Source organism: Acinetobacter lactucae (assembly GCF_013344765.1).
GTDB classification, from domain to species: Bacteria; Pseudomonadota; Gammaproteobacteria; order Pseudomonadales; family Moraxellaceae; genus Acinetobacter; species Acinetobacter lactucae_A.
Map to the genome: position 1 here is coordinate 1 of NZ_JABVBF010000037.1, position 23,016 is coordinate 23,016.

Consider the following 23,016-nt stretch of genomic DNA (forward strand, 5'->3'; position numbering starts at 1 on the left):
GTACAAGCTCATACTTTCAACTCTGAGCTTTTTCTGAAAGAAGTAGATGAATATTTAAGTTTATATCCACATACGCAGCACATTGATATTTGTCTGCATGATTTAAACGGGCATATTCGTGGTAAACGCATTGATGTTAAAAGTTTAAAAAATCTCTCCAGTGGATGCTATTTCCCGCTTTCTGTTTATGCAATGAGTCTTGATGGAAAAGTGATTGAAGAGACAGGCCTAGGAAAATATATTGGTGAACCAGATAGACTTTGTCTGCCCATTTTAGGCAGCTTGCAACCAAGTGCCTTATCCCCAGAATTCAATGCTCAGCTTTTCCTCACAATGCAAGAAGAAGACGGCTCAGACTGTCGCTATGAACCACGTAATATATTAAAAAAATTATTAAATCAGTTGCATACGAATAATTATTTTCCGGTCATGGCTGCCGAACTAGAGTTTTATCTTTTCTCACCTCACCATCAATCTGAAACATGTTCTGAAAACCAATGTTTCGATATAGATGCACCTAATAACTATCAACAAGTTCTAGAAGAAGTTGAAAAAGCCGCTCTACTCCAATCTATTGAAATTACCGCTATTGTTGCAGAGTCATCCCCTGGACAATACGAATTAAACCTTCAACATAGTCATGATATTTTAAAGCTTTGCGATCAAATTAATGCTTTAAAAAGAATTGTAAAACAAGTCGCAAAAAAACATAACTTAACTGCTTGTTTCATGGCAAAGCCAAACTTGGCAAAAGCTGGTAGTGGTATGCATTTTCATATGAGCCTGCTCAATCAATACCATGAAAATATATTTAGCTCTCAACAAGAAAAAGATGAGCTTTCCACAAAATTACTAAACGCGATTAGTGGCCTGATTGAACTAATGCCTGCATCTATGGCTATTTTAGCTCCGAATATTAATTCTTATAGACGTTTTAAAATTGGTCATCATGTGCCATTAGAAGCCAATTGGGATACCAATAACAGAAATGTCGCAATTCGTATTCCATGCTCAGATTTACAAAATCAACGCTTAGAATATCGTGTTGCTGGAGCTGACTGTAACCCTTATCTTGTTACAGCGACTATTTTAGCTGGTGTGTCTTATGGCTTATCTCATAAATTGCCACTCCCAAAACCAGCACATCTTTTAAAATTTCCAGACGAACACATTTTACTAGCAAATAACCAACCGGAAGCCCTAAAAATATTTAAAGGAAGTCTTATTTTAAAAGGATATTTAGGAGCAGACTTTGTAGAGCATTGGTTCACAGTTAAACATGCTGAATATCAAAATATTTATAGTCAAATGACCGAAGCAGAACAACATTGGGATATATAACTAAAAAACACTAAGACATAAAAATAAAGAAACACTGTATTCAGCGAACCCTTAGGGAGAAATTCCCTAAGGTTTTTTTATATTTAATCAATATAAACCTAATGATTATTTTGTTTAGCTAAAAAACGCAACCCAACACCTGGTTCAGTTGCAATATAGCGAGGATGAATCGCATTATCTCCTAATTTACTACGCAACTTACCCACTAAAATGCGTAAATAATGAGTATCTTCCTGATGCGTTGGCCCCCAAAGTTCTTTTAATAATTGCGGCTGTGTTAACAATTGGCCTTGATAACGCATTAATAGTGTCAAAAGTTGAAATTCTTTTCGAGTTAAAGTAATTGGCTGTTGCTCGACCCAAACCAAACGTTGCGTAATATCGACTTTAAGATAGCCATCATCATAAACATGAGCTTCTTGATGAATAGGTTGGTTTCTTAAAATGACACGTATACGTGCTAAAAGCTCTTGCACACTAAAGGGCTTGGTCATGTAGTCATTTGCACCTGCATCTAGCAAGGCAACTTTTTCATATTCATCAGCACGTACAGATAACACAATAACAGGCACATTTGACCAACTACGTAATTCTTGAAGCACTTCCTTTCCGTCTAAATCAGGTAAACCTAAGTCTAAAATAACCAAATCAGCCCCTTGGGTTGCCAAAGTCTCTAGGCCTTTGTAACCCGTTTCGCAGAGCGTGGTTTTGTATTTTTGAGTTCGTAAAGCAATGTCTAAAAATTTACGGATTTGAGGTTCATCATCAATAATCACAATACGTGTTTCTACAGGTGATGTTTCTGAACTTATCATGAATTTACAACTTATTCTTTTACTGGGTGAATGGGTAATTTGATTTGAATTAAAGTACCTTTATTTTGGCGCCCTGAAAATGCTTCTATTGTGCCCATATGAGCACCGATAATCGCTTTTACGATCGTTAGCCCTAAACCCGTACCGAATTTTCCACGATCTCCACGTTCCATAGTATAAAACATATCAAAGATACGGTGTCTTTCGTCTTCGGGAATTCCTGCACCTCGGTCTTCAATTTCTATTTTAACTTCATCTTCTGACAAAAGATTAGCACGAATCATAACTGGTTCATCTGGAGGTGAAAAGTTTGCCGCATTTTCCAAAACATTAAAAATAGCTTGTTCTACCAGTGCCGGATGGACATATAAACTAATTGTTTGTTCAGGCAACTGAACTACCACTTGAGTATCAGGTTTATAGCGCTTTAATCGATGGGTTGCCGAACCAATTAATTCATCTATACCAATCCAGTCTCTTTTTAAAGATAAACCTTCATGCCCTAATCGTGTCATATCAAGCAGGTTTTGAATATAACGATCTAAACGTTCACCTTCCAAATGAATCGTTTCAAGTAGATCTTGCTGGTCTTGTTCTGACATATCAGCTTTAAAATTAGCAAGCGTGTCTGCTGCACCAATAATAGAAGCAAGTGGTGAACGTAAATCATGCGATACTGAAGATAATAAAGCAGAGCGTAAGCGTTCTGTTTCACTGGTTACTTTTGCTTGCTCAAGCTCATTGACTAATTCAGTTCGAAGTGCTGCCTGAGCAATATACTCAATCACACTTTCAGTCAGTTTCTTCTGCTCAAAATTTAAGGAAACCACTTCATCATTAAAGTAAATTCCTACAATACCTAAGCTATTTTTTTGTTCTAAAAGAGGTAAAAACCACCAGTTTGACTGGCTGAGTGTATCAGTAAAACGCCCGCATGGTTGTTGATGTTTCAAACACCATTCTGCAGCTACTTTTTCTTTATCATTTAGCTCAACATCAGATGAAATTACCCTATCTTGAATAGAAATCCACACCTTTGTCTGAAGCTGTGTTTCTAAAGTCATTCGACCTGTTTGCATGACCTCTTCAAGGTTGACGGCACTAGAAAGCTTACGTGCCAAGTCTTGCATCACCGTAGAGTAAGCATTCGCAGCTTTTAACGACAAAACCTGTTGACGTAACTGAGAGGCCAAACGTCCGGCGATCAACGCTGCCGCAAAAAAAGCAACAACGGTAACGACCCCTTGGTGTGCTGAAATCTGAAAAGTAAAACGTGGTTCAATAAAGAAAAAATTATAGGCCAAAAAGCATATTAAGGCTGCCACGACAGCAGCAAGCATTCTGGTTTTTGTTGCTACAATTAAAACTGAAATAATAAAAATGACAGAAAAGTCTTCAATACCAAATAGGACTTCGGCAAAGTGAGCTAGAAAAATGCTGCCACACGTCACAGCTAAAACAAAAATACTCTCTTTTAATGATAAAAATGATGGTTTTTCAATCTGATTGATTTTTTTGGTACCCTGTTCCGGGTGCAAAATGGTTAAAGCAATCGAGTTTTCTTGATTTAATAATTGCTGAGCTAAATTTTTCTTAAATAACTTTAACCACCACGGTGAAATACTTTTACCAATGACCAGATTTGAAATTCCTCGATCAACCGCGGCATCCATTAACACTGACGCAACTCGATGGCCATATAAAACTTCTGTACGACCACCGAGTTGTCGAGCCAGTTCAAAGGCACGATCAATCTCAATGTATTCTTTTTTATAAGAAGTCCCTGAACTCTGCCCAAAATCCAAGCTTTTAGCTACATTTACTACAGTCCATGTAGCGCCATTACGTTCTGCTAAACGGCAACCTGCTCGCACTAAATACTCAGAGGAACCTTGCCCATCTATCGCAATCATCAATTCATTTTGCAACGATATAGATTTCAAGCCTTTAGAGGCGTAACTCTCTTTTAAATCTGTGTCGACATGTTCAGCAACGCATTGCATTGCCAGTTCACGTAATGCAGTTAAGTTTGAAATGCTAAAAAAGCCTTGTAAAGCCAGATTTGCTTGCTCTGGTACATAGACTTTTCCTTGATGGAGCCTTTCAATAAGTTCACTGACGGGTAAATCAATTAAGCGAATATCTCGAATACGATCAAATACCCGATCTGGTACCGTTTCATTTACTCGAATCCCGGTAATTTGGTAGACCACATCATTTAGGCTTTCTAAGTGCTGAATATTTATGGTGGTGAATACGTCAATACCAGCATCTAGCAACTCATTGACATCTTGCCAACGTCTTTCGTGACGACTATTTGGTACATTGCGATGAGCTAGTTCATCAACTAAAACGATTTCGGGATGCCTAAGTAAAATAGCATCCAAGTCCATTTCTTCTAAAGTATGCCCCTGATATTGTATTTCCTTTCTAGTAATCTGAGGCAACCCTTCCAAAATTTTTAATGTTTCTATCCTTCCATGGGTCTCAACAATACCAACAACAACATCTGTGCCCTGTTGAAATAACTCTTTGGCGCGAGCGAGCATAGCATAGGTTTTTCCAACACCGGGTGCCGCACCAAGAAAGACTGTTAGTCGACCGGCTTGATATCTGTTGACATGATTTAATAAGGCCTCAGCCTGATTTTCGCGATTGCTTTGCACTTGATATCATCCGGTAAACTAACAACTTTGTTTTAAGTTAATGTGTAGATTGTAATTGATCTAAAGCAATATTGAGCTCTAATACATTAACACGAGCTTGCCCCAATACACCAAACTGCATCGGTTCAATATGCTTTTGCAGTAGCCCTTCCACCACTTTAGGATCTAAATGACGAGCTTGAGCCACCCGGGCAACTTGTAACTGAGCCGCTTCGGGACTGATATGCGGATCAATGCCACTACCTGATTTAGTCACTAAATCACTTGGAATAGGTGTATTCCCAGTATGATCTTGTTTTTTCACCGCAAGTATCTGAGCATCAATTTGCTTTTGCAATTCAGGACTAGTATATGCCAGATTCGTACCCGCCATTGCCATAGGATCGTAGGCAACTGCCGAAGGACGTGGATGAAAATAAGCCTCTCCAACAAATGGCTGAGCGACTAATTTTGACCCTAGAACTTTATGGTCTATTTCGATCAAACTACCATTGGCCTGATTGTTGAATAAAACCTGTCCAACACCTGTAGATATAGCACTATAAACGGCGCCACACCCGACTAAGCTAAAAATTAGGAGTCCGAAAGATGCTCTTAAGGTCTGACCCAAATTTGCTTCTGAATTTTGTACATAAGTTTTCATTTCAAACTCCAGATTACAAACCAAATAATTGAATAATCACTACATCAATTGCTTTAATAGCAATGAATGGTAGAACCACACCACCCACACCATAAATCAACATATTTCGACGTAGTAACTGAGTGGCAGTTGAAGGTTTAAATTTGACGCCTCGAAGTGCAATTGGAATTAATAACGGGATAATAATCGCGTTAAAAATTAGTGCAGATAAAATCGCACTGCTTGGACTAGCCAAATGCATTACATTCAATACCTGCATTTGTGGAATCGCAGCTGCGAATAATGCAGGCAAAATTGCAAAGTATTTAGATACGTCATTTGCTAATGAAAACGTTGTTAAAGCACCACGAGTAATCAGCTGCTGTTTCCCAATCTCAACCACAGCGAGTAGTTTGGTTGGGTCTGAATCTAAATCGACCATATTGCCAGCTTCTTTTGCAGCTTGTGTACCTGAGTTCATAGCTAAACCAATATCAGCTTGTGCTAATGCAGGTGCATCGTTGGTTCCATCACCAACCATCGCAACTAAACGACCTTGTTGTTGTTCAGTACGAATACAAGCCAATTTGTCTTCTGGTTTTGCTTCGGCAATATAGTCATCTACCCCAGCTTCTGCAGCAATCGCGGCAGCAGTTAACGGGTTATCACCAGTCACCATAACGGTTTTGATACCCATTTCTCTTAAACGAGCAAAACGTTCTTTAATACCATGTTTAATGACATCGGAGAGTTCAATTACACCTAATACATGGTGCTGATTTGCGACAACCAATGGTGTTGCACCTTTTTTGGCAACTTGTTCAACACGTGCTTTTAACTCTAAATCTTGAGAATAATCTTCATCTACAAATTTCAGAATAGCATCTAAGGCACCTTTACGAATTTGGACACCATTAGGCAAATTCACACCAGAAATTCGAGTTGAAGCACTAAAAGAGATAAATTCAGCCTGCTCAGGTTCTTGTTGTTTTAACCCTTGTTCTTTTGCTAACTTAACAATCGATTTCCCTTCCGGTGTTGGATCTGCAAGCGAACTTACCCAAGCAGCAGCCCTCAATTCAGACTCAGTAACCGAAGTTAAAGGATAAAATGATGTTGCTTGACGGTCACCATAGGTAATAGTTCCTGTTTTATCAAGTAAAAGCACATCGATGTCACCAGCAACTTCAACAGCTTTACCCGATTTCGCCAAGACATTGGCTTTGAGTGCACGGTTCATGCCCGCTATCCCAATCGCGGGTAATAAGCCACCAATGGTTGTCGGAATTAAGCAGACCAATAACGCCACAAGCACGACTGGATCAAGTTCAATATGCAAATAGTTAGCAATGAATGGTAAGCTAATCACGACAATTAAAAACGTGATTGTCATCACCATTAATAGGAAGCCAAGTGCAATTTCATTCGGTGTTTTTTGGCGATTTGAGCCTTCAACCAAAGCAATCATACGGTCTAAGAAACTTTGACCAGACTCAGCAGTAATTTGTACGATAATACGATCTGTAAGTACTTTAGTACCGCCAATGACACCTGAACGGTCAGTTCCAGCTTCGCGTAACACAGGTGCAGATTCACCTGTAACGGCCGATTCATTAATGGTGGCAAAACCCTCTACAATTTCACCATCGGCTGGAACAAGCTCACCTGCATGTACTTCGATAAAATCATTTAAATGAAGTTCAGTTGCTGCAACTTGAGTCGCCCGACGATCTGTCAAAGAGTTCAGTCTTCGAGCCGTCAAATTTTCTCTTGCTGCTCGCAATGAAGATGCCTGTCCACGACCTCTAGCTTCTGCCACTGCTTCGGCATAGTTAGCAAATAAAATCGTAATGAACAAGATAGCTGTGACCACGAAACCAAATAACAGCGTGGTATAACCCAAGATCGTACTGATTCCAGTAACCACTGTTCCAAGCCATACAATTGCCATTACCGGGTTTTTAATTGCGTGCTGCGGTAGCAGTTTCACAAAAGCATTTTTCCAAACTTCAAAATTTGGTACTGCCATGGTTTTTTTATGGCTATTTACATGAGTTTGTGTATTCATTTTCACTCGCCTCCTTAGCCTTTAACCAACAAAAGTTGATCGGCAATTGGCCCAAGGACAAGAACTGGCATAAATTGTAATAAGGTAAGCAGAACAACAATCGTAATCAGCGTTAAAGCAAAAGTTGGAGTTTCAACCTGAAGACTACCTGCGGTTTCTGGTGCTTTTCTTTTTGCTGCTAAACGTGTAGCAATCATCAATGGTAAAATTAATGTTGGGAAGCGCCCTAAAATTAGAGCAATACTACAAGTGACATTCCACCATACAGTATTATCTCCAAGGCCTTCGAAACCTGAACCATTGTTAGCAAACGCAGAGACATATTCATAGAATACTTGGCTAATACCATGTGGTCCCGGATTGCTAATTCCCGATATTCCTGGAATGCTGAGGGTTAGTGCTGTAAAGGCAAGAATAACGAGAGGTTGAATCAAAATAATAATCGCGAGTAACTTAATTTCTGCGGCTTCAATCTTGCGTCCAAACAACTCAGGGGTACGACCTGTCATTAAACCTGCAATAAAGACTGCGAGTAACAGATAAATCATAAACTGTTGTAGACCACAGCCAACACCACCCCAAATCGCATTAATCAGCATGTTAATGAGTTCGACCATACCAGTAAGAGGCGCAGAAGAATCATGCATCATATTGACCGAACCATTATTCACTTGTGTAGTAAGAGCCGCCCAAACTGCTGATGCTGCTGGTCCAAATCGTTGTTCCTTACCTTCCATTACGGCAAGTTGAGATGCTGTCGATGACATACTCTCAGACCAGACAGCCGCCGCACCTGAAATAATCGACATGAAAAGCATGCTACCAAAAACAAAGTAAGCAAATTTTTTACGTTGGGTAAAATGTCCAACCATAAAAATCACTGTGATTGGAATGAGTAAAATCGCAATCATTTCTAGCAAATTAGAAAATGGCGTTGGGTTTTCCAAAGGCACGCTACTATTCGGGCCATACCAACCACCGCCATTACTACCCAATTGCTTAACCGCGACCATTGGTGCAACTGGCCCTAAAGGAATTTTTTGAGTTTCAACACTATTGGCTTTATCAATAAGCTGTACTTCTGGTCCGCCTTGGAAAGTTGCTGGTACGCCTTGGCTGTTAAGCAACAATGACCAAACAAAACACAGTGGAAGCAAAAAGCGTACTGTAGGACGAATTACATCTGCCCAATAGTTCCCAATTAAAATTTGTTCTGGCTGCTCAGCAACATCGGCTGCAATATGGCTTGGACGCTGATAAAAGAAAGCTCTTAATGTCGCAACAACCAAAGCCAGCCCCATCATTGGAGTAATAACTTGCAACCCCACAATACCTGTCATTTGCGACAAATAAGATAATTGAGCTTGACCAGAATAATGCTGTTGGTTGGTATTGGTTAAAAATGAAATAACGGTGTGTAATGCTAAATCCCAACTCATATTTGGTGCATGGTTAGGGTTTAATGGTAACCATGCTTGCGTCATAAAAATAGCAAGAATAGCGACTGTAAGAAAAATACAGCTAACAACAAATGCTAAAGAATATTGCTTCCAATTCATTTGTTGTTGTGGAGATACACCTAACAAGCGGTAAACAGGATTTTCAATCCAACGAAATAATCCATCACCCCACATCGGCTGATTTGCCATCACTTTGGATAGATATTTACTGAGGCACCATGCTAGAAATATAGCAATAAATAAAACAAGTATAAGTTCTAACATGGCTATTCTCCTCTATACCCCTTGGCTTGATTTGCCAAACTGGAAATAAGAAGAGATGAAGAAATATCATTTGTTTTAAGTCCGCATAAGACAATGCCAGACTGATGCAAGATGCGCATTTGAGAATTTATAAGCATCTTTATTGTCCTGAAATAACACTAATTTAGTGAATTTCAGTATCGATAAAATACCCGTAAATTCTCTATTGAGGAAGTCAAACCGCGCGTAAAGTTTGCGTAAAATTTAGTTTGAAAGGCGTTAAACTTTAAAATTAACGACTGGATAAAGTACTGCTTCAGCCTTTAAGATTTCACAATGCCAAAGTTCATATAAAGGAATTTTTACATCGAGTGCCAAAGGTAGCTTTTTAGAATTAAATTGCATATGGTCCAGATCACTTCCCCATGCAATTAAATCTACATCTAAAGAAATATGATGCGACGGACGAACACGCCCCGAATCTAACTCAAGTTTCTTTAAAAAAGATTCAATTTGTTCATACGATAAAGTGCTTTTTAATAGGCATGCTGAATTCCAATAATCTTCTCCAATACCATCTCGGCATGGAATTTGATAAACAGATGAAAACTGCACTTTCCCCAAAGTTGCCAATTGCGTATAAGCAAAAGTAAAGTGCTGATCTGCGTCTAAATTACTCGCTAGGGCGAGCGCAAAAATTGTTTCTGGTGCGTTCAAGACGAATTCCTACAGCATTTGCTTCTGCAATGATGGCTGGCTTACGGATGGTTATGGTAATTTTTTCAATTGATAGAAAGGTTTCAAACAAACATTGTAAAACCAAATGTGCTGCATGCTCGATTAATTCAGGTTTAGCTTGTTGAATGGCTTGAGCCGATAACTCACAAATCTGCGCATAGTTGAGAGTGTCCTCAAGCTTGTCAGACGCTGCTGCTCGGCTCAAATCATTATGGATGGTTAAATCCAACATTAAAGGTTGAATGATTTGTCTTTCCCAGTTGAAACAGCCAATCACTGTCTCAACTTTCAAGCCTTCAATAATAATGGCATCCATAAATTTAAACTGACCTTAGTGCTTTAACAACGAAGCAGGTTCCATATTTTGAACCATTTTCAAACGTTGGTCTGCATAAATATCAGTATATGGTGCGAGTACGCGCATAAAACGATCGAAATAAAGCATTTGCTTAAATAATAAAGCAAAATCACGTGGGAATTTAATCCCGTGGCGCTCGCCTACACCTACCATATCCATCATGATGTCATTTAAATCGGCTGGATTTGAAGACAAGATCTGTTGTGGATCGGCCATTAATACGCCATTAAACAAACGCTCTAGATCTTGAGCCAAAACCTGAACATCAACTTTGTTATGGGTCATGCCCATTTTCAACATATTTTCAGCCATTGCCTGATAATCAGTCTTTTGTAAGGCATCCATAAACGCAATACATGCTGTCCAGACTTCTGGTTTTAACTGCCCCACAATACCGAAATCGATAAAGCCAATTCGACCATCTTCAAGCAACATTAGGTTCCCAGCATGTAAGTCAGCATGGAAACTCTTACACAGCATAAGACTACCGAACCATGTATTCATGGCAGTAATCAGTACTTGAGATGGATCTTTAGCATATTGTTTTACAACACTAAAGTCTGTCAAAGACACGCCGTATAAACGCTGCATGGTCAAGACACGGCGCGTAGAAAACTGATGATAAACTTTAGGTGCTGTGGCAGCTTTATTTTGTGAAATATTAAGATATTCCACAAAATCATCTAAGTTTTGTGCTTCTTCAATGAAATCGACTTCACGAACCATACGGCTTTTAATTTCATCTACAATTTCAGAAAGAGCAGCAAATTTGATTTTTGGTACTGCACGTTCAAGTAGCTTGGCAGCCCAATGCACTACACTTAAATCAGTATATAAAATGGTTTCAACGCCAGGCTTTTGTACTTTAATAACAACATCTTCACCTGTGGTCAGCTTAGCGGCATGAACCTGAGCAATTGACGCAGAAGCTAATGGCTTTTCATCGATATAACTAAAAATTTGACTTAAATCGCGTCCTTCAAATTCAGATGCAAGCACACCTTGAATATAACTAAATGGGAGTGTTGGTGTCTGGTCTAGACAACCTTGAAATTCTTCAACATATTCGCGCGGGAAAAGAGATGGTGTACTCGCAATAAACTGACCAAGCTTAATATAAGTTGAGCCAAGTGACTCAAAAGTCTCTCGCATGAGTTTGGCATTACTTGGTTTTTCAGTTGCGTATTTAATTCCAGCTTTGGCGGCAACCACTGCTGTTTCACCAATGCGGGCGACTGAACGTAGCCCATCAAACAAAATATTTTTTTTCATATTTCTTCAAAACCAAATCATTCAGGTTGAGTGTAGCAAATTTTGTTTAATTTACTGATTAGCTTGCCTGACAAAGTGGGCAATTTACATCTTTATCAAAACTAACAATACGTTGTGTCATATTTAAACCATCCCACAATAATAGTTTCTGCTTTAAAGGTACACGATTTAAACCTAAATACAGTAAAGTGTGATGTGCTTGTAATGACGCTATCATTACAGGAGTAGTCGCAAGTACCCCAGATTCCGCACAGCGTAGGCCTTCATTGCTATGCTGTTCTTTAGGAAATAAACATTCGTAACAAGCTGAATCACCTTCAACCATAAACATTTGTGCCTGAAAACCTATTCCAGAAGCACTAATTAATGCAACCTGATGCTTCTTACAAGCGGCATTTACCAGATAGCGTGTTGTAAAGTTATCACATCCATCCAACACCACATCTTGGTGTTCAACAAGTCTATCAATGTTATGTTCATCTAAACGTTCGTTGTAGTACTCAACGCAGATATAAGGGTTAATTTTCTGTAACCGCTTTGCAAGAACTTCAGCTTTATAGCGTCCAATATCTTCATGACCAAATGCAATTTGTCGTTGTAAGTTACTTATCTCAATTGTATCTGCATCAATCAGTGTAATTTTCCCAACCCCTGCTCGCGCTAGTAGCTCCGCACTGCTACATCCTATTCCACCAGCACCAACAATCAGCACATTAGCAAGTTTGAGTTTTTCCTGAGCTTCAATATCCCATCCATCAAGTAAAATCTGACGGCTATAGAGATGCATTTCTTCATCACTTAACTCTACAAAATCGATATCTTGAAGCTCGGTCACACGTTAATCCTTTCACTTAGAAGCCAAGTGATTTTATGACTAAGTTCGTCATTAGGAAAGCTATAAAATGGAAACAACTTTTTTATTCAGTTAACTCCCCATTACATTACTTCTCACACGCTTTCTGCAACAATAGAGCTATCCCTTTTCTGTATTACTTAGGCTAAATATGTCCCAATCATATATTGCACCTGTAGAGTTAGAAAAAGCTTATCGTTTGTTAAATCATGGTCCAACTGTCCTTGTTTCTGCACAACATGGTGATGACCGCAATGTAATGGCTGCCGCTTGGGCATGTGCCTTAGAGTTTAAACCAGCCAAAGTGTCTGTGGTTCTCGACAAAAGCACTAAAACACGACAGCTCGTTGAGCAAAGTGGTTATTTCACCTTACAAGTTCCTTGCTATGCACAGCTCGATCTGACTCATCAACTTGGAACCATTAGTAAGTTAGATGATCCACAAAAACTTGAGCATTGTGGTATTGAACTATTTTATCAAGAAGAACTTCCTAGCCCACTTGTATCAGGTTGCATCGCATGGCTTGTCTGTAAACTTATTCCAGAACCGCATAATCAGTCAGCTCATGATTTATTTATTGGTTCTGTTGTAGGTGCATGGGCAGATAGCCGTGTCTTTAGAGATGGGCACTGGCATTTTCAAGATGCGCCGAAAGAACTTCGAAGCTTGCACTATATTGCTGGAGGAACCTTTTATTTAATTGGTGAAGAAGTCAAAGCTCAGCTTTAATCATCAAAAAGCGAGTTTCATTTAATTGCAAAAAACCGCATAACAATTGCGGTTTTTTGCAGTCAGTGACTCTTTTTTAAAATCTAATACTTAAACTTGAGCCACTTCACGAGCAATCACCAAGCGTTGAATATCCGAAGCCCCTTCATAAATCTGGCTTACACGAACATCACGATAAATTCTCTCTACAGGGAAATCACTTACATAGCCATAACCGCCATGAATCTGGATTGCATCCGAACACACCCGCTCAGCCATAGTAGATGCAAATAGCTTTGCCATTGAGGCTTCTTTTAAACAAGGCAGCCCCGCATCTTTTAAAGTTGCAGCATGCAAAACCAACTGATGTGCAGCTTCAATCTGGGTCGCCATATCGGCTAAACGGAAACCAACTGCCTGATGCTGAACTAATTCGACTCCAAAAGCTTTACGCTCATTTGCATATTGCACCGCTGCATCAAAAGCCGCTCTTGCCATACCCACCGATTGAGCGGCAATACCAATACGTCCAGCCGCCAAATTAGATAATGCAATTTTATAACCTTCACCCTCTTGCCCCACCAAATTTTCTAAGGGAATTCGACAGTTTTCAAGCGTAATGGTCGCTGTATCGGAAGCATGTTGCCCCATTTTGTCTTCAATACGAGTCACAAAGTAACCTTGTGTATTGGTCGGTACAAGAAAACACGAAATCCCTTTTTTACCTGCTTGTTTATCTGTGACCGCAAACACCAAAGCCACTTGGGCATTTTTACCGCTGGTAATAAATTGTTTTACGCCATTTAAAACCCAATGACCACCATCTCGCTCGGCTTTACATAAAATCGCACTTGCATCAGAACCTACATGTGGCTCAGTTAAACAAAAGCATCCTAGCCATTCACCAGATGCAAATTTTGGTAAATAGGTTTGTTTTTGCTGCTCTGAACCGTATGCCAGTGTAATACCGCAAATCAAGGAATTTTGTACACTGACAATAGTCGAAATAGCGCCATCACCTGCGGCAATTTCTTCAATTGCAAGCACTAAAGATACATAGTCCATTCATCGGGCACGGTCATACCCATAGCACCTAGTGCACCTAAATCTTTTAATTCCTGAGCAGGAAATTCATGGGTTTTATCGCGATGTGCAGCTGTTGGTTTTAACTGATTTTGCGCATAGTTACGCATCATCTCCTGAACCATACTTTGTTCAGCATTTAAGATCATTTCAGCATCCTTATTTTTATTATTTTGCTGCCATACGAATTGCACCATCTAAACGGATGACTTCACCATTTAAGTAAGAGTTTTCAGCAATATGTGCAACCAAACGGGCGAATTCTTCTGGTTTGCCTAAACGAGATGGGTACGGCACCATTTGCCCCAAAGCATCCTGTACGTTTTGTGGCATTCCCTTAAGCATTGGCGTTTCCATAATTCCCGGTGCAATGGTCATAATACGAATGGCATGACGCGCTAACTCCCGAGCAATTGGCAATGTCATCGCCACAATAGCGCCTTTTGATGCAGAATACGCAGCCTGACCAATTTGACCATCAAATGCTGCCACAGACGCAGTGTTAACAATTACACCGCGGTCTTCGTCACCTTCTTCAACCGTATTTTTACTCATTGCATCTGCTGCAAAACGCAGCATGTTAAATGTACCTGTGACATTAATATTTAAAGTCTTTGAAAATAGCGCCAAATCATGTACGCCTTCACGACCAACCACTTTTGCAGAAGGGCCAATACCGGCACAGTTCACCAAACCATGTAAATGATCATGTTTGACCAACACATCTTTAAAGAACTGTTCAGCAGCAACTTCATCTGTCACATCAAGTTTTACAAAGTCAGCTTTTGGCCCCAACTGTTTTGCTTGTTGCTCGCCTGCTTCTACATTCATGTCGACCAATGTGACTGAGGCACCTTCCTTCACCAAATACTCAGCTGTTGCAGCCCCTAAGCCAGAGCCACCACCTGTAATTACGAAATGTTTCCCTTGAATTTTCATTATGTAATGTCCTATAGAAATGTTCTTTACACTTAGTAGTGAGAGTAAAAGTTGTTGTTTTCCGATACAATTCCAAAAAGCCTCAAAATGTTTGCAGCTTTTGATCAATCCAAATTTTAAATATGAAATATTTCACTTGAAATATATGAAGAAAATATGAGTCTTTGACATGGTTGTCCAATCTTCTTTAAGTAAAGGCACAATTTCGATTGCACTAGTACATGAAGCGCTGAGTGCGGCTTATGCCAAAGGTCTAAATACACAAATAATTCTAAATAAGGCAGGCATCCCCGCTGAATTACTAATGTCTCCAAAGGCACGTGTACCTGTTACGACGTATGCCCAATTGTGGATAGAACTTGCCAATGTCATGAACGATGAGTTTTTTGGGATGGATAGCCACCCCATGCGTCGTGGAAGCTATAAATTACTGACTAAACTCGTCAGTACGACTGAAACTTTGGAAAAAGCACTCTACGATATTTTGAAATTTTTTAACTTTGTTTTAGATGATATGCACGGAGAACTCATTCGAGAACAAGAAAAAGCTTATTTAGTGATTCATGATCGTGAACAGCCTAAACGAATGTTTACCTATGCAACCTTTTTAATATTAGTACATGGGCTGATGTGTTGGTTAGTAGACCAACGAATTAGCTTAAATAATATTATGGTACGTTGCCCTAAACCTCAGGATATTCAGGACTATCTCGTACGTTTTGGTGAAGATATTAAATTTAATGCTGAGATAAATCGAGTTGAATTCGATGCTCACTATTTAGATATTAAAATTAAAAAAGATAAAAATGCACTTTATGATTTCTTAGATCAAACTCCGCAAAATCTTTTAGTTCGTTTCAAAAATGAAAATGCATTGAGTCTATTAATTCGTCGTCATTTATTGAAACTACACCCCGCGCAATGGCCCGAACTCAAAGATATGGCAAAACAACTCAATATTTCAGAAGCCACCGTTCAACGCCGTCTGAAACATGAAGGTGTGAGTTATCAACAAATTAAAAATGAAATCCGCTGTGATATTGCAGTTGAACGCTTAAGCAAAACGAATGACTCAATTCCAAATATTAGTGAAGATCTAAATTTTCATGATCCAAGTGCATTTCACCGTGCTTTTAAAAAATGGACAGGTGTCAGCCCAGGTGCTTATCGGGAAGCGACCTTTAACTCTACAGATTAAATTGTTTTCATTATATTGATAATGAAGCCAATGTGACCCGATCATTTTGACCATAGTCTTGAATGGTTTTAATTTCACTAAAGCCATGCTCAGCAAATATATTTCGAACAGCCTGTCCCTGATCATAACCATGTTCAAGAACAATCCAGCCTTGTGGTTTTAACCAGTTTTTCCCTTGAGCAATAATAATTTTAATATCAGCGAGTCCCTGATGATCTGCAACCAATGCGCGGCGTGGCTCTGTTGCCAAAGCTTGCATGTGCTCATCTTCAGGGTCGATATACGGTGGATTAGAAACAATTAAATCAAACTGTTGTGGTTCCAGTGCTTCAAACCAAGCGCCGCAAGCGAATCTCACACCTTGTAAATCATATGCTTGTGCGTTTTCTTTTGCGACTTCTAAAGTAGGTGGATAAATATCAGTTGCCGTGACTTGCCAATATGGACGTTCACTTGCTAATGCAAGCGCAATTGCACCTGTCCCCGTTCCCAAATCAACAATATTTGCATTCTTTGGCAAATTTAGATTTAAAACGGTTTCAACTAAAACTTCAGTATCTGGACGTGGTACCAAAGTATCAGACGTTACTTTTAAGTCGAGCGTCCAAAATGGTTGAGAACCTGTCACATATGCCAAAGGTTCACCATTTTGAATACGTTCAAGACCTGCCAAGTAGTCTTGCTCTTGTTGGACTGTTAACTCTTGCTCAAGTCCAAACTTTAATTCAAGCGAATTGATTTTTAGAAAATGCTCAAGTAACCAAGCATTTTCCTGTCGCTCATAACTGTCAGGCTCACCACGAATTGCAAGCGCTTGAGCAATATTCATTAGCCGCCATTTTCCTGTGCAAGCATCGCAAGCTGATCTGCCTGATATTCACGATGTAAACTATCGAGCAATTCAGTTAAATCACCTTCCATAATCGCATCTAACTTATATAAAGTTAGGTTAATACGATGGTCAGTCATACGACCTTGTGGGTAGTTATACGTACGGATACGTTCAGAACGGTCACCAGAACCCACTAAATCACGGCGCATTTCAGAAGTTGCTGCATCAGCTGCTGCACGTTTTGCATTTTCTAAACGTGATACCAAAAGAGCCATCGCTTTGGCTTTATTTTTATGCTGTGAACGTTCTTCTTGGCACTCAACCACTGTACCCGTTGGGATGTGGGTAATACGAACTGCCGAATCGGTTTTGTTAATGTGCTGACCACCCGCACCCGAAGCACGGTAAGTATCAATACGTAAATCTGCCGGATTAATTTCAACGTTGGTATCAACATCAATTTCAGGCAAAATTGCAACTGTACATGCTGAAGTATGAACACGACCTTGTGACTCAGTCGCTGGAACACGTTGCACACGATGCGCACCACTTTCAAATTTTAAGCGGCCATAAACGCCATCACCATCTACGCGGCAAATGACTTCTTTAAAACCACCATGCTCGCCTTCATTTTCAGAAAGAACTTCAATACGCCAACCTTGTGTCTCGGCATACTTGCTGTACATACGGAATAAATCGCCTGAGAAAATTGCAGCCTCATCACCACCTGTTCCAGCACGGATTTCTAAATAAGCCGCGTTAGAGTCATTTGGATCTTTTGGTATCATTAAAATATTGAGCTGGCTTTCTAATTCTTCAAGCAATGTTTTATTCGCCTGAATTTCTTCTTCTGCCATATCTTTAAAGTCTGGGTCAGACTTCATCATTTCAGCAGTTTCAATATCTTCTTCTGCTTGACGGTATTTACCCCAAACTTCGGTAATTTCAGATAAATCACTATGTTCACGAGACAATTTACGGAAACGTTTGTTATCGGAGATCACTTCAGCATCTGCAAGCAATGCAGTAAGTTCTTCATGTCGATCACAGAGTTGATCAAGTCGTAAACGGAGTGACGCTTTCATAAAAGGAAATATCTCAAAAGTCCAAAAAGCTTATCGAACGCTATGTAAGTATAGAAGATAAGCAAAATCGTAAAAATAGCGCATAGTTTACAGATTATGGCGCTTAAATGACATATATAATCAGCCAATTCATCAACTTTCATAGTCAGTAGCGATATATCAATACAATGATTTCATATGAGATTTATCGAGTAATCTAGAATTTTGCTTTTTATTAAGAATAATAAATCAGCTTTTTAAAGCGCCTATGACAAGAGAGACTTTATTTCTAAAGCCTCTCTATCACGGTTATCTTATTTTAATTTCCCTAACAAAGTTTTACCGACAAGAACAGCCGAGGCTGGATTTTGTCCTGTAATAAGCTCACGGTCTACCACCACATTTGGAGTCCACGCAGTTGTATTACTTTGATATTTACCTCCTATAGACTGTAGAGCCGTTTGCGGATAGAACTTCATTTCTCCACCTTTTAACAAAGCTTTTGCTAGCTCTTCTTCTTGATTGCTAATCACCGTCATCCGATAATTTTTATAAATCCATTCGCCAGTTTTGACTGTTTTACCTTGTTCTAGTTGATCAACTACTTCCAAGGCATTAGGTAAAGTTGACATTAAAGCGATAGGACCATGGCAAACCAATGCAGTAGGTTTTCCAGCTTTATGAAAAGCCGTGAGAACTTTGCCAAGTTGTTTATCTTTTAATAAGTCTTGCATGGGCGCATGTCCACCCGGAATATAAATAGCATCAAACTTATCAAACCCAATTTGCTCAATACGAGATAGGCTCACAACCGGAGAATCTTGAGCAGATGTTAATTTTAGATCACGCAATAAACCTGCATATTTCTTTAATGCTTTTTCATCTTGATTAAAGTACATCGCACTGTTCGATGACTCATCTAAGGTTGGAGCTTTCCCTTTTGGAGTGGCAAATGTTACGGTATGCCCCGCATCTAACAGCATTTTGGTAGGCTGCATTAACTCATTTAAATAAAAGCCTGTTTTAAAAATCTGATTATTTTTTAGCTCTAACTGCCCTTCATCAGACAATACAACCAAAACATGAGCAGCATTTGCACTGAATGCTGCTGAAGCGGTAACTACTGCAAGCATTATTTTATTTAGAGATTTCATCATTAGACCTTCATTCCAACCATTTGCTGGATTTATATTTTGGATGGATATATTCTATTTTTGCCAATGAGGTAGATAAACAATCACCTTTGCAAATCTTTTTTGCGTTTGAGGACTAAATGTCACGTCAATTTGACCATCTTGCCGATATTGAAGTGTTTTTAATTGTGGCTGAGAAGCTTTCTATTAGTGCAGCTGCAATTTATTTAGCAACCACTCCTTCAGTCATTAGTAGAACAATTACGCGGCTAGAGAAAAAACTTGGTATTCAGTTTTTTAGAAGAACAACTCGTCATTTGAGCCTGACTGAAGCTGGTCAACTTTATTATGAAAAGATGCAACATGCATTTCAGTTAATTGACCATGCAGAGCGTACTATTCAAGGTGAACAACTACAAATTTCTGGCAAAATTAAATTAAGTGTACCCACAACTTATGGGCATTATCGCCTTCCAGAATTACTACAAAAATTTCTTTTTCAATATCCGGACATTCAAATTGAAATCAGTATTTCTAATCGAAACGTCGATTTAATTGCTGAAGGATTTGATTTAGCTATTCGTCAAGGTCAGCTTCCCAATAGTACTCTCGTTGCCAGACCTTTGGAGCTTGCCCCTCTTCAACTTGTTGCCTCACCCGATTATTTAAAACGTATGGGTGTTCCTAAAACCGTGGAAGATTTAAACTATCACCAATGTATTGCCTTTGAATTACCAAGCACGGGTAAGGTCACGCCATGGTTTTTAAAAAATGGTGATAATGAAATTCAGTGGATACCAACAAATCGGGTTTTAGTAAAAGAAGATATTTTAGGAGTCGTGTCTCTTGCTGAAAATGGGTTAGGGATATGCCAGAGTTACGAATTTATTGTTAATGAAAAGATTCAACAAGGAAAGCTACAGCCTTTACTTGAGCCATATGCAGGCCACACACGCCATTTCTCTTTACTATATGTACAACATAAACATATGTCTTCTGCCACACGAGCTTTTATTGATTTCTTGTGTTCAACTGACCGTAAAGAAACTTATGAACATTAAGTGAGAATCAGTTCTTACTATATGAGTATTAAATCTTCTATTTTAATAGAAAGCATACAAACCAGACACTAAATTACAATAATCAAAAGATGGTTCTCCATATTTTCGGAGAAGTGTTTTGTTACATTTGCCGTAACAAAGATATAGGGTCCTGCGACTAGGGACACGGAGTCAAAAATGAAATTAAATACTTGGTTATGTAGCGCTTTTCTAGCAACTTCTATGGTTACTGTAGCACATGCTGACAATACAACACATGTGGCAGCTGCTTCTGCTTTAGGTAGTGTCGCTGGTACTGCAATTGGTAAAAGCATGGGCGGTACCTCAGGCGCAACAATTGGTGCGGCTTTAGGGGGTGCTGGTGGTGCAGCTGTTGCAAGTAATCGTCGTAACCGTACTGAATCTGCGATTGGTGGTGCTTTAGGTGGCGGTGCTGGTTACACCGTTGGTAAGAGCATGGGCGGTACAAACGGTGGTTATGTGGGTGCTGCTTTAGGTGCTGCGGGTGGTTCGGCTTTAGGCAACAAAATTTCTAAAGACCGTGATGCAGACAGATCTTCTAAGCACTGGAAGAAAAAACACCGTCGTCATCACTAATCAAATTTGATGAAAATTCTAAGCACCTTCGGGTGCTTTTTTTATTTTGACGAATCTCCAAACTGCTATGTCGCATGCTCATGATTTATCCACATATTAATACAAACAATACAATCCGACACAAAACACGCGTATCTCGTTTTGGCTTCTCCATAATTATCACGAAATTTTTTATTACATTTATCTCAACATAAAAATACTGTCCTGTTAGTAAAAAGGACATGGAGTTCCAAGATGAAAATGAATATTTGGTTAGCTAGTGCATTAATTGCAACATCTTCTATGGTGACAGTTGCTCATGCAGATAATGGTACCCGTGTTGCTGCAACCTCTGCGTTAGGTAGTGTTGTTGGTACAGCAATTGGTAAAAGCATGGGTGGCACAACAGGCGCAACAATTGGTGCAGCTTTAGGGGGGGCTGGTGGTGCAGCAGCGGCGAGTGACCGTCGTAATCGTACCGAAGCTGCGATTGGCGGTGCTTTAGGCGGTGGTGCTGGTTATGCTGTTGGTAAAAACATGGGCGGTACCAACGGTGGTTACATTGGTGCAGCGGTAGGTGCTGCAGGTGGTTCAGCGCTAGGTCGTAAAGTTGCTGAAGACCGTAACTACGATGACCGTTATGACCGTGGTCGTTATGATCGTGATGACCGTAGATATTACGACGGTGAGCATCGTTATTATAAAAGCAGTAGTCGTCGTCATGACAATGGTCGTCACCGCGGTTGGTATAAAAATCGCTAATTCATATATGAATCAAAAGAGCACCTTAGGGTGCTTTTTTATTGAATGAGAAAACTCAATATCGAAAAAAAACGATATACATCAAACTCTATATATCGTATTATTTCGATATACCCTTATTCGAGAATATCGCATGCGATCACTTCAAGATACCAAGTTCTCCATTTTGGAGCTTGCTCCCATTCGTAATGATAAAACCATCGAATTCTCATTACGTCACGCACTAGAATTAGCACAACATGCTGAAAAGCTAGGTTATGAACGTTTCTGGCTTGCTGAACATCACAACATGGATGGTATCGCAAGTTCTGCTACCGCTGTCTTACTCGGTTTTATTGCAGCACATACACAGCATATTCGCTTAGGTTCAGGCGGAATTATGCTTCCTAACCATGCCCCTCTCGTTGTTGCAGAACAATTTGGAACTCTCGCTACACTCTATCCAAATCGTATTGAACTTGGGTTAGGTCGTGCTCCTGGTACAGACCAACTCACCATGCGAGCTCTACGTCGCGGTCATCAAGAAACAGAAGATCAGTTTCCTAGAGATGTTGTCGAAATCCTAAAATATTTTGACGCCCCTCAAGCAGGGCAAAAGATTATTGCAACACCTGGACAAAGTACCCATGTTCCTGTTTGGTTACTTGGATCTAGCCTTTTTAGTGCGCAACTCGCGGCAAAACTTGGTCTACCCTACTCATTTGCGTCACATTTTGCACCACGTATGCTAGGCCAAGCCATCCAACTCTATCGTGAGAACTTTGAACCTTCTGAGTACTTAGATAAACCTTATGTTTCTATGGGTGTGCCTGTTGTTGTGGCAGATACAGATGAGGAAGCTCAGTTTTTAGCAACGAGTGCGTACCAACGTGTATTAGGTTTAATTCGTGGTGAAAGTTTAAAGCTTAAACCACCGGTTGAATCAATGCAGGGATTATGGAATACAGCAGAACAGCTTTCTGTTGAGAACTTTTATGCAATGGCGCAAATTGGTTCTGTAGATACAGTTCGCTCTGGTTTAAAAAAACTTTTAGCGACATACGATGTTGATGAATTTATTTTCACATGCGATGTATACGATACCGCTAAACGTTTAGAAAGCTTTACACAACTAATGAACGTAAAAACAGAACTTTAAACTCCGCTTTGCATTCCCATACTTGAATTAATTTCGAGTATGGGATGACCATCTATCTGAAAAGACTTTACCCCGACTTCCTGCT

General features: G+C 39.6%; 20 protein-coding genes and 1 pseudogene. 7 read left to right on the forward strand and 14 right to left on the reverse strand.

The window, feature by feature from the left end:
- Positions 1–1,341: glutamine synthetase family protein (locus tag HUN22_RS05930; RefSeq protein WP_174726995.1), on the forward strand; the 1,341-nt coding region annotated here is incomplete at its 5' end.
- A gap of 98 nt (positions 1,342–1,439) precedes the next feature.
- On the opposite strand, the gene HUN22_RS05935 is transcribed toward HUN22_RS05930, so the two are convergent.
- The 9 genes from HUN22_RS05935 to HUN22_RS05975 all read right to left on the reverse strand — a co-directional run bounded on the left by HUN22_RS05935 (position 1,440) and on the right by HUN22_RS05975 (position 12,418).
- A complete protein-coding gene (locus HUN22_RS05935) occupies positions 1,440–2,156 on the reverse strand; it encodes a response regulator (RefSeq protein ID WP_174726998.1) in 717 nt (238 codons plus the stop codon).
- Positions 2,157–2,167: 11 nt separating this feature from the next.
- Entirely contained in the window at positions 2,168–4,822 is a 2,655-nt protein-coding gene (locus HUN22_RS05940; RefSeq protein WP_174727001.1) for an ATP-binding protein, read from the reverse strand.
- A gap of 37 nt (positions 4,823–4,859) precedes the next feature.
- On the reverse strand, positions 4,860–5,465 hold the full coding sequence (gene kdpC / locus HUN22_RS05945) for a potassium-transporting ATPase subunit KdpC (protein ID WP_174727004.1): 606 nt from the start codon (positions 5,463–5,465) through the stop codon (positions 4,860–4,862).
- A gap of 13 nt (positions 5,466–5,478) precedes the next feature.
- Positions 5,479–7,518: a potassium-transporting ATPase subunit KdpB gene (kdpB, locus tag HUN22_RS05950; protein ID WP_174727007.1), complete on the reverse strand. Its 2,040-nt coding sequence runs from the start codon at positions 7,516–7,518 to the stop codon at positions 5,479–5,481.
- An 8-nt stretch (positions 7,519–7,526) separates the two neighbouring features.
- On the reverse strand, positions 7,527–9,236 hold the full coding sequence (gene kdpA / locus HUN22_RS05955) for a potassium-transporting ATPase subunit KdpA (protein WP_174727010.1): 1,710 nt from the start codon (positions 9,234–9,236) through the stop codon (positions 7,527–7,529).
- Between the two features lie 258 nt (positions 9,237–9,494).
- The gene (locus HUN22_RS05960; protein ID WP_174727013.1) at positions 9,495–9,932 is read right to left on the reverse strand and encodes a 2-amino-4-hydroxy-6-hydroxymethyldihydropteridine diphosphokinase; all 438 of its coding nucleotides are present in this window, start codon (positions 9,930–9,932) and stop codon (positions 9,495–9,497) included.
- Positions 9,889–10,269, reverse strand: coding sequence for a dihydroneopterin aldolase (gene folB / locus HUN22_RS05965; protein WP_174727017.1), 381 nt, complete (start codon positions 10,267–10,269; stop codon positions 9,889–9,891). The genes HUN22_RS05960 and folB overlap by 44 nt, the downstream gene beginning before the upstream one ends.
- 15 nt (positions 10,270–10,284) lie before the next feature.
- Positions 10,285–11,583: an ABC1 kinase family protein gene (locus HUN22_RS05970; RefSeq protein WP_174727021.1), complete on the reverse strand. Its 1,299-nt coding sequence runs from the start codon at positions 11,581–11,583 to the stop codon at positions 10,285–10,287.
- A 58-nt stretch (positions 11,584–11,641) separates the two neighbouring features.
- Positions 11,642–12,418, reverse strand: coding sequence for a HesA/MoeB/ThiF family protein (locus HUN22_RS05975; RefSeq protein ID WP_174727024.1), 777 nt, complete (start codon positions 12,416–12,418; stop codon positions 11,642–11,644).
- Positions 12,419–12,587: 169 nt separating this feature from the next.
- Between HUN22_RS05975 and HUN22_RS05980 the strand changes: the two genes are divergently transcribed.
- Positions 12,588–13,166 carry a flavin reductase family protein gene (locus tag HUN22_RS05980; protein WP_174727027.1) on the forward strand — a complete coding sequence of 193 codons (579 nt, stop codon included), beginning with the start codon at positions 12,588–12,590 and terminating at the stop codon, positions 13,164–13,166.
- 90 nt (positions 13,167–13,256) lie between these two features.
- On the opposite strand, the pseudogene HUN22_RS05985 reads toward HUN22_RS05980, so the two are convergent.
- Both HUN22_RS05985 and HUN22_RS05990 read right to left on the reverse strand, forming a co-directional pair.
- A pseudogene (locus tag HUN22_RS05985) lies at positions 13,257–14,377 on the reverse strand (acyl-CoA dehydrogenase family protein).
- Positions 14,378–14,396: 19 nt separating this feature from the next.
- Complete coding sequence (locus tag HUN22_RS05990) at positions 14,397–15,167, reverse strand: 3-hydroxyacyl-CoA dehydrogenase (RefSeq protein ID WP_174727030.1); 771 nt, start codon at positions 15,165–15,167, stop codon at positions 14,397–14,399.
- Between the two features lie 169 nt (positions 15,168–15,336).
- Here HUN22_RS05990 and HUN22_RS05995 point away from each other — a divergent pair, with 169 nt between their 5' ends.
- Positions 15,337–16,365 (forward strand): AraC family transcriptional regulator, encoded by a 1,029-nt coding sequence (locus HUN22_RS05995; RefSeq protein WP_174727034.1) that lies wholly within the window; start codon positions 15,337–15,339, stop codon positions 16,363–16,365.
- 10 nt (positions 16,366–16,375) lie between these two features.
- On the opposite strand, the gene prmC is transcribed toward HUN22_RS05995, so the two are convergent.
- The 3 genes from prmC to HUN22_RS06010 form a co-directional block, all read right to left on the reverse strand.
- Positions 16,376–17,194: a peptide chain release factor N(5)-glutamine methyltransferase gene (gene prmC / locus HUN22_RS06000; RefSeq protein ID WP_174727037.1), complete on the reverse strand. Its 819-nt coding sequence runs from the start codon at positions 17,192–17,194 to the stop codon at positions 16,376–16,378.
- Entirely contained in the window at positions 17,194–18,282 is a 1,089-nt protein-coding gene (prfA, locus tag HUN22_RS06005) for a peptide chain release factor 1 (RefSeq protein WP_002119588.1), read from the reverse strand. Before prfA ends, prmC begins: the two co-directional genes overlap by 1 nt.
- Positions 18,283–18,575: 293 nt before the next feature.
- The gene (locus HUN22_RS06010; RefSeq protein WP_174727051.1) at positions 18,576–19,415 is read right to left on the reverse strand and encodes a type 1 glutamine amidotransferase domain-containing protein; all 840 of its coding nucleotides are present in this window, start codon (positions 19,413–19,415) and stop codon (positions 18,576–18,578) included.
- A 119-nt stretch (positions 19,416–19,534) separates the two neighbouring features.
- Between HUN22_RS06010 and HUN22_RS06015 the strand changes: the two genes are divergently transcribed.
- The 4 genes from HUN22_RS06015 to HUN22_RS06030 all read left to right on the forward strand — a co-directional run bounded on the left by HUN22_RS06015 (position 19,535) and on the right by HUN22_RS06030 (position 22,931).
- A complete protein-coding gene (locus tag HUN22_RS06015; RefSeq protein WP_174727040.1) occupies positions 19,535–20,455 on the forward strand; it encodes a LysR family transcriptional regulator in 921 nt (306 codons plus the stop codon).
- A 177-nt stretch (positions 20,456–20,632) separates the two neighbouring features.
- Positions 20,633–21,052: a glycine zipper domain-containing protein gene (locus tag HUN22_RS06020; RefSeq protein WP_174727043.1), complete on the forward strand. Its 420-nt coding sequence runs from the start codon at positions 20,633–20,635 to the stop codon at positions 21,050–21,052.
- 234 nt (positions 21,053–21,286) lie between these two features.
- Positions 21,287–21,793 (forward strand): hypothetical protein, encoded by a 507-nt coding sequence (locus tag HUN22_RS06025; protein ID WP_174727046.1) that lies wholly within the window; start codon positions 21,287–21,289, stop codon positions 21,791–21,793.
- Between the two features lie 133 nt (positions 21,794–21,926).
- Positions 21,927–22,931, forward strand: coding sequence for an LLM class flavin-dependent oxidoreductase (locus tag HUN22_RS06030; protein WP_174727049.1), 1,005 nt, complete (start codon positions 21,927–21,929; stop codon positions 22,929–22,931).
- Positions 22,932–23,016 lie beyond the last annotated feature (85 nt).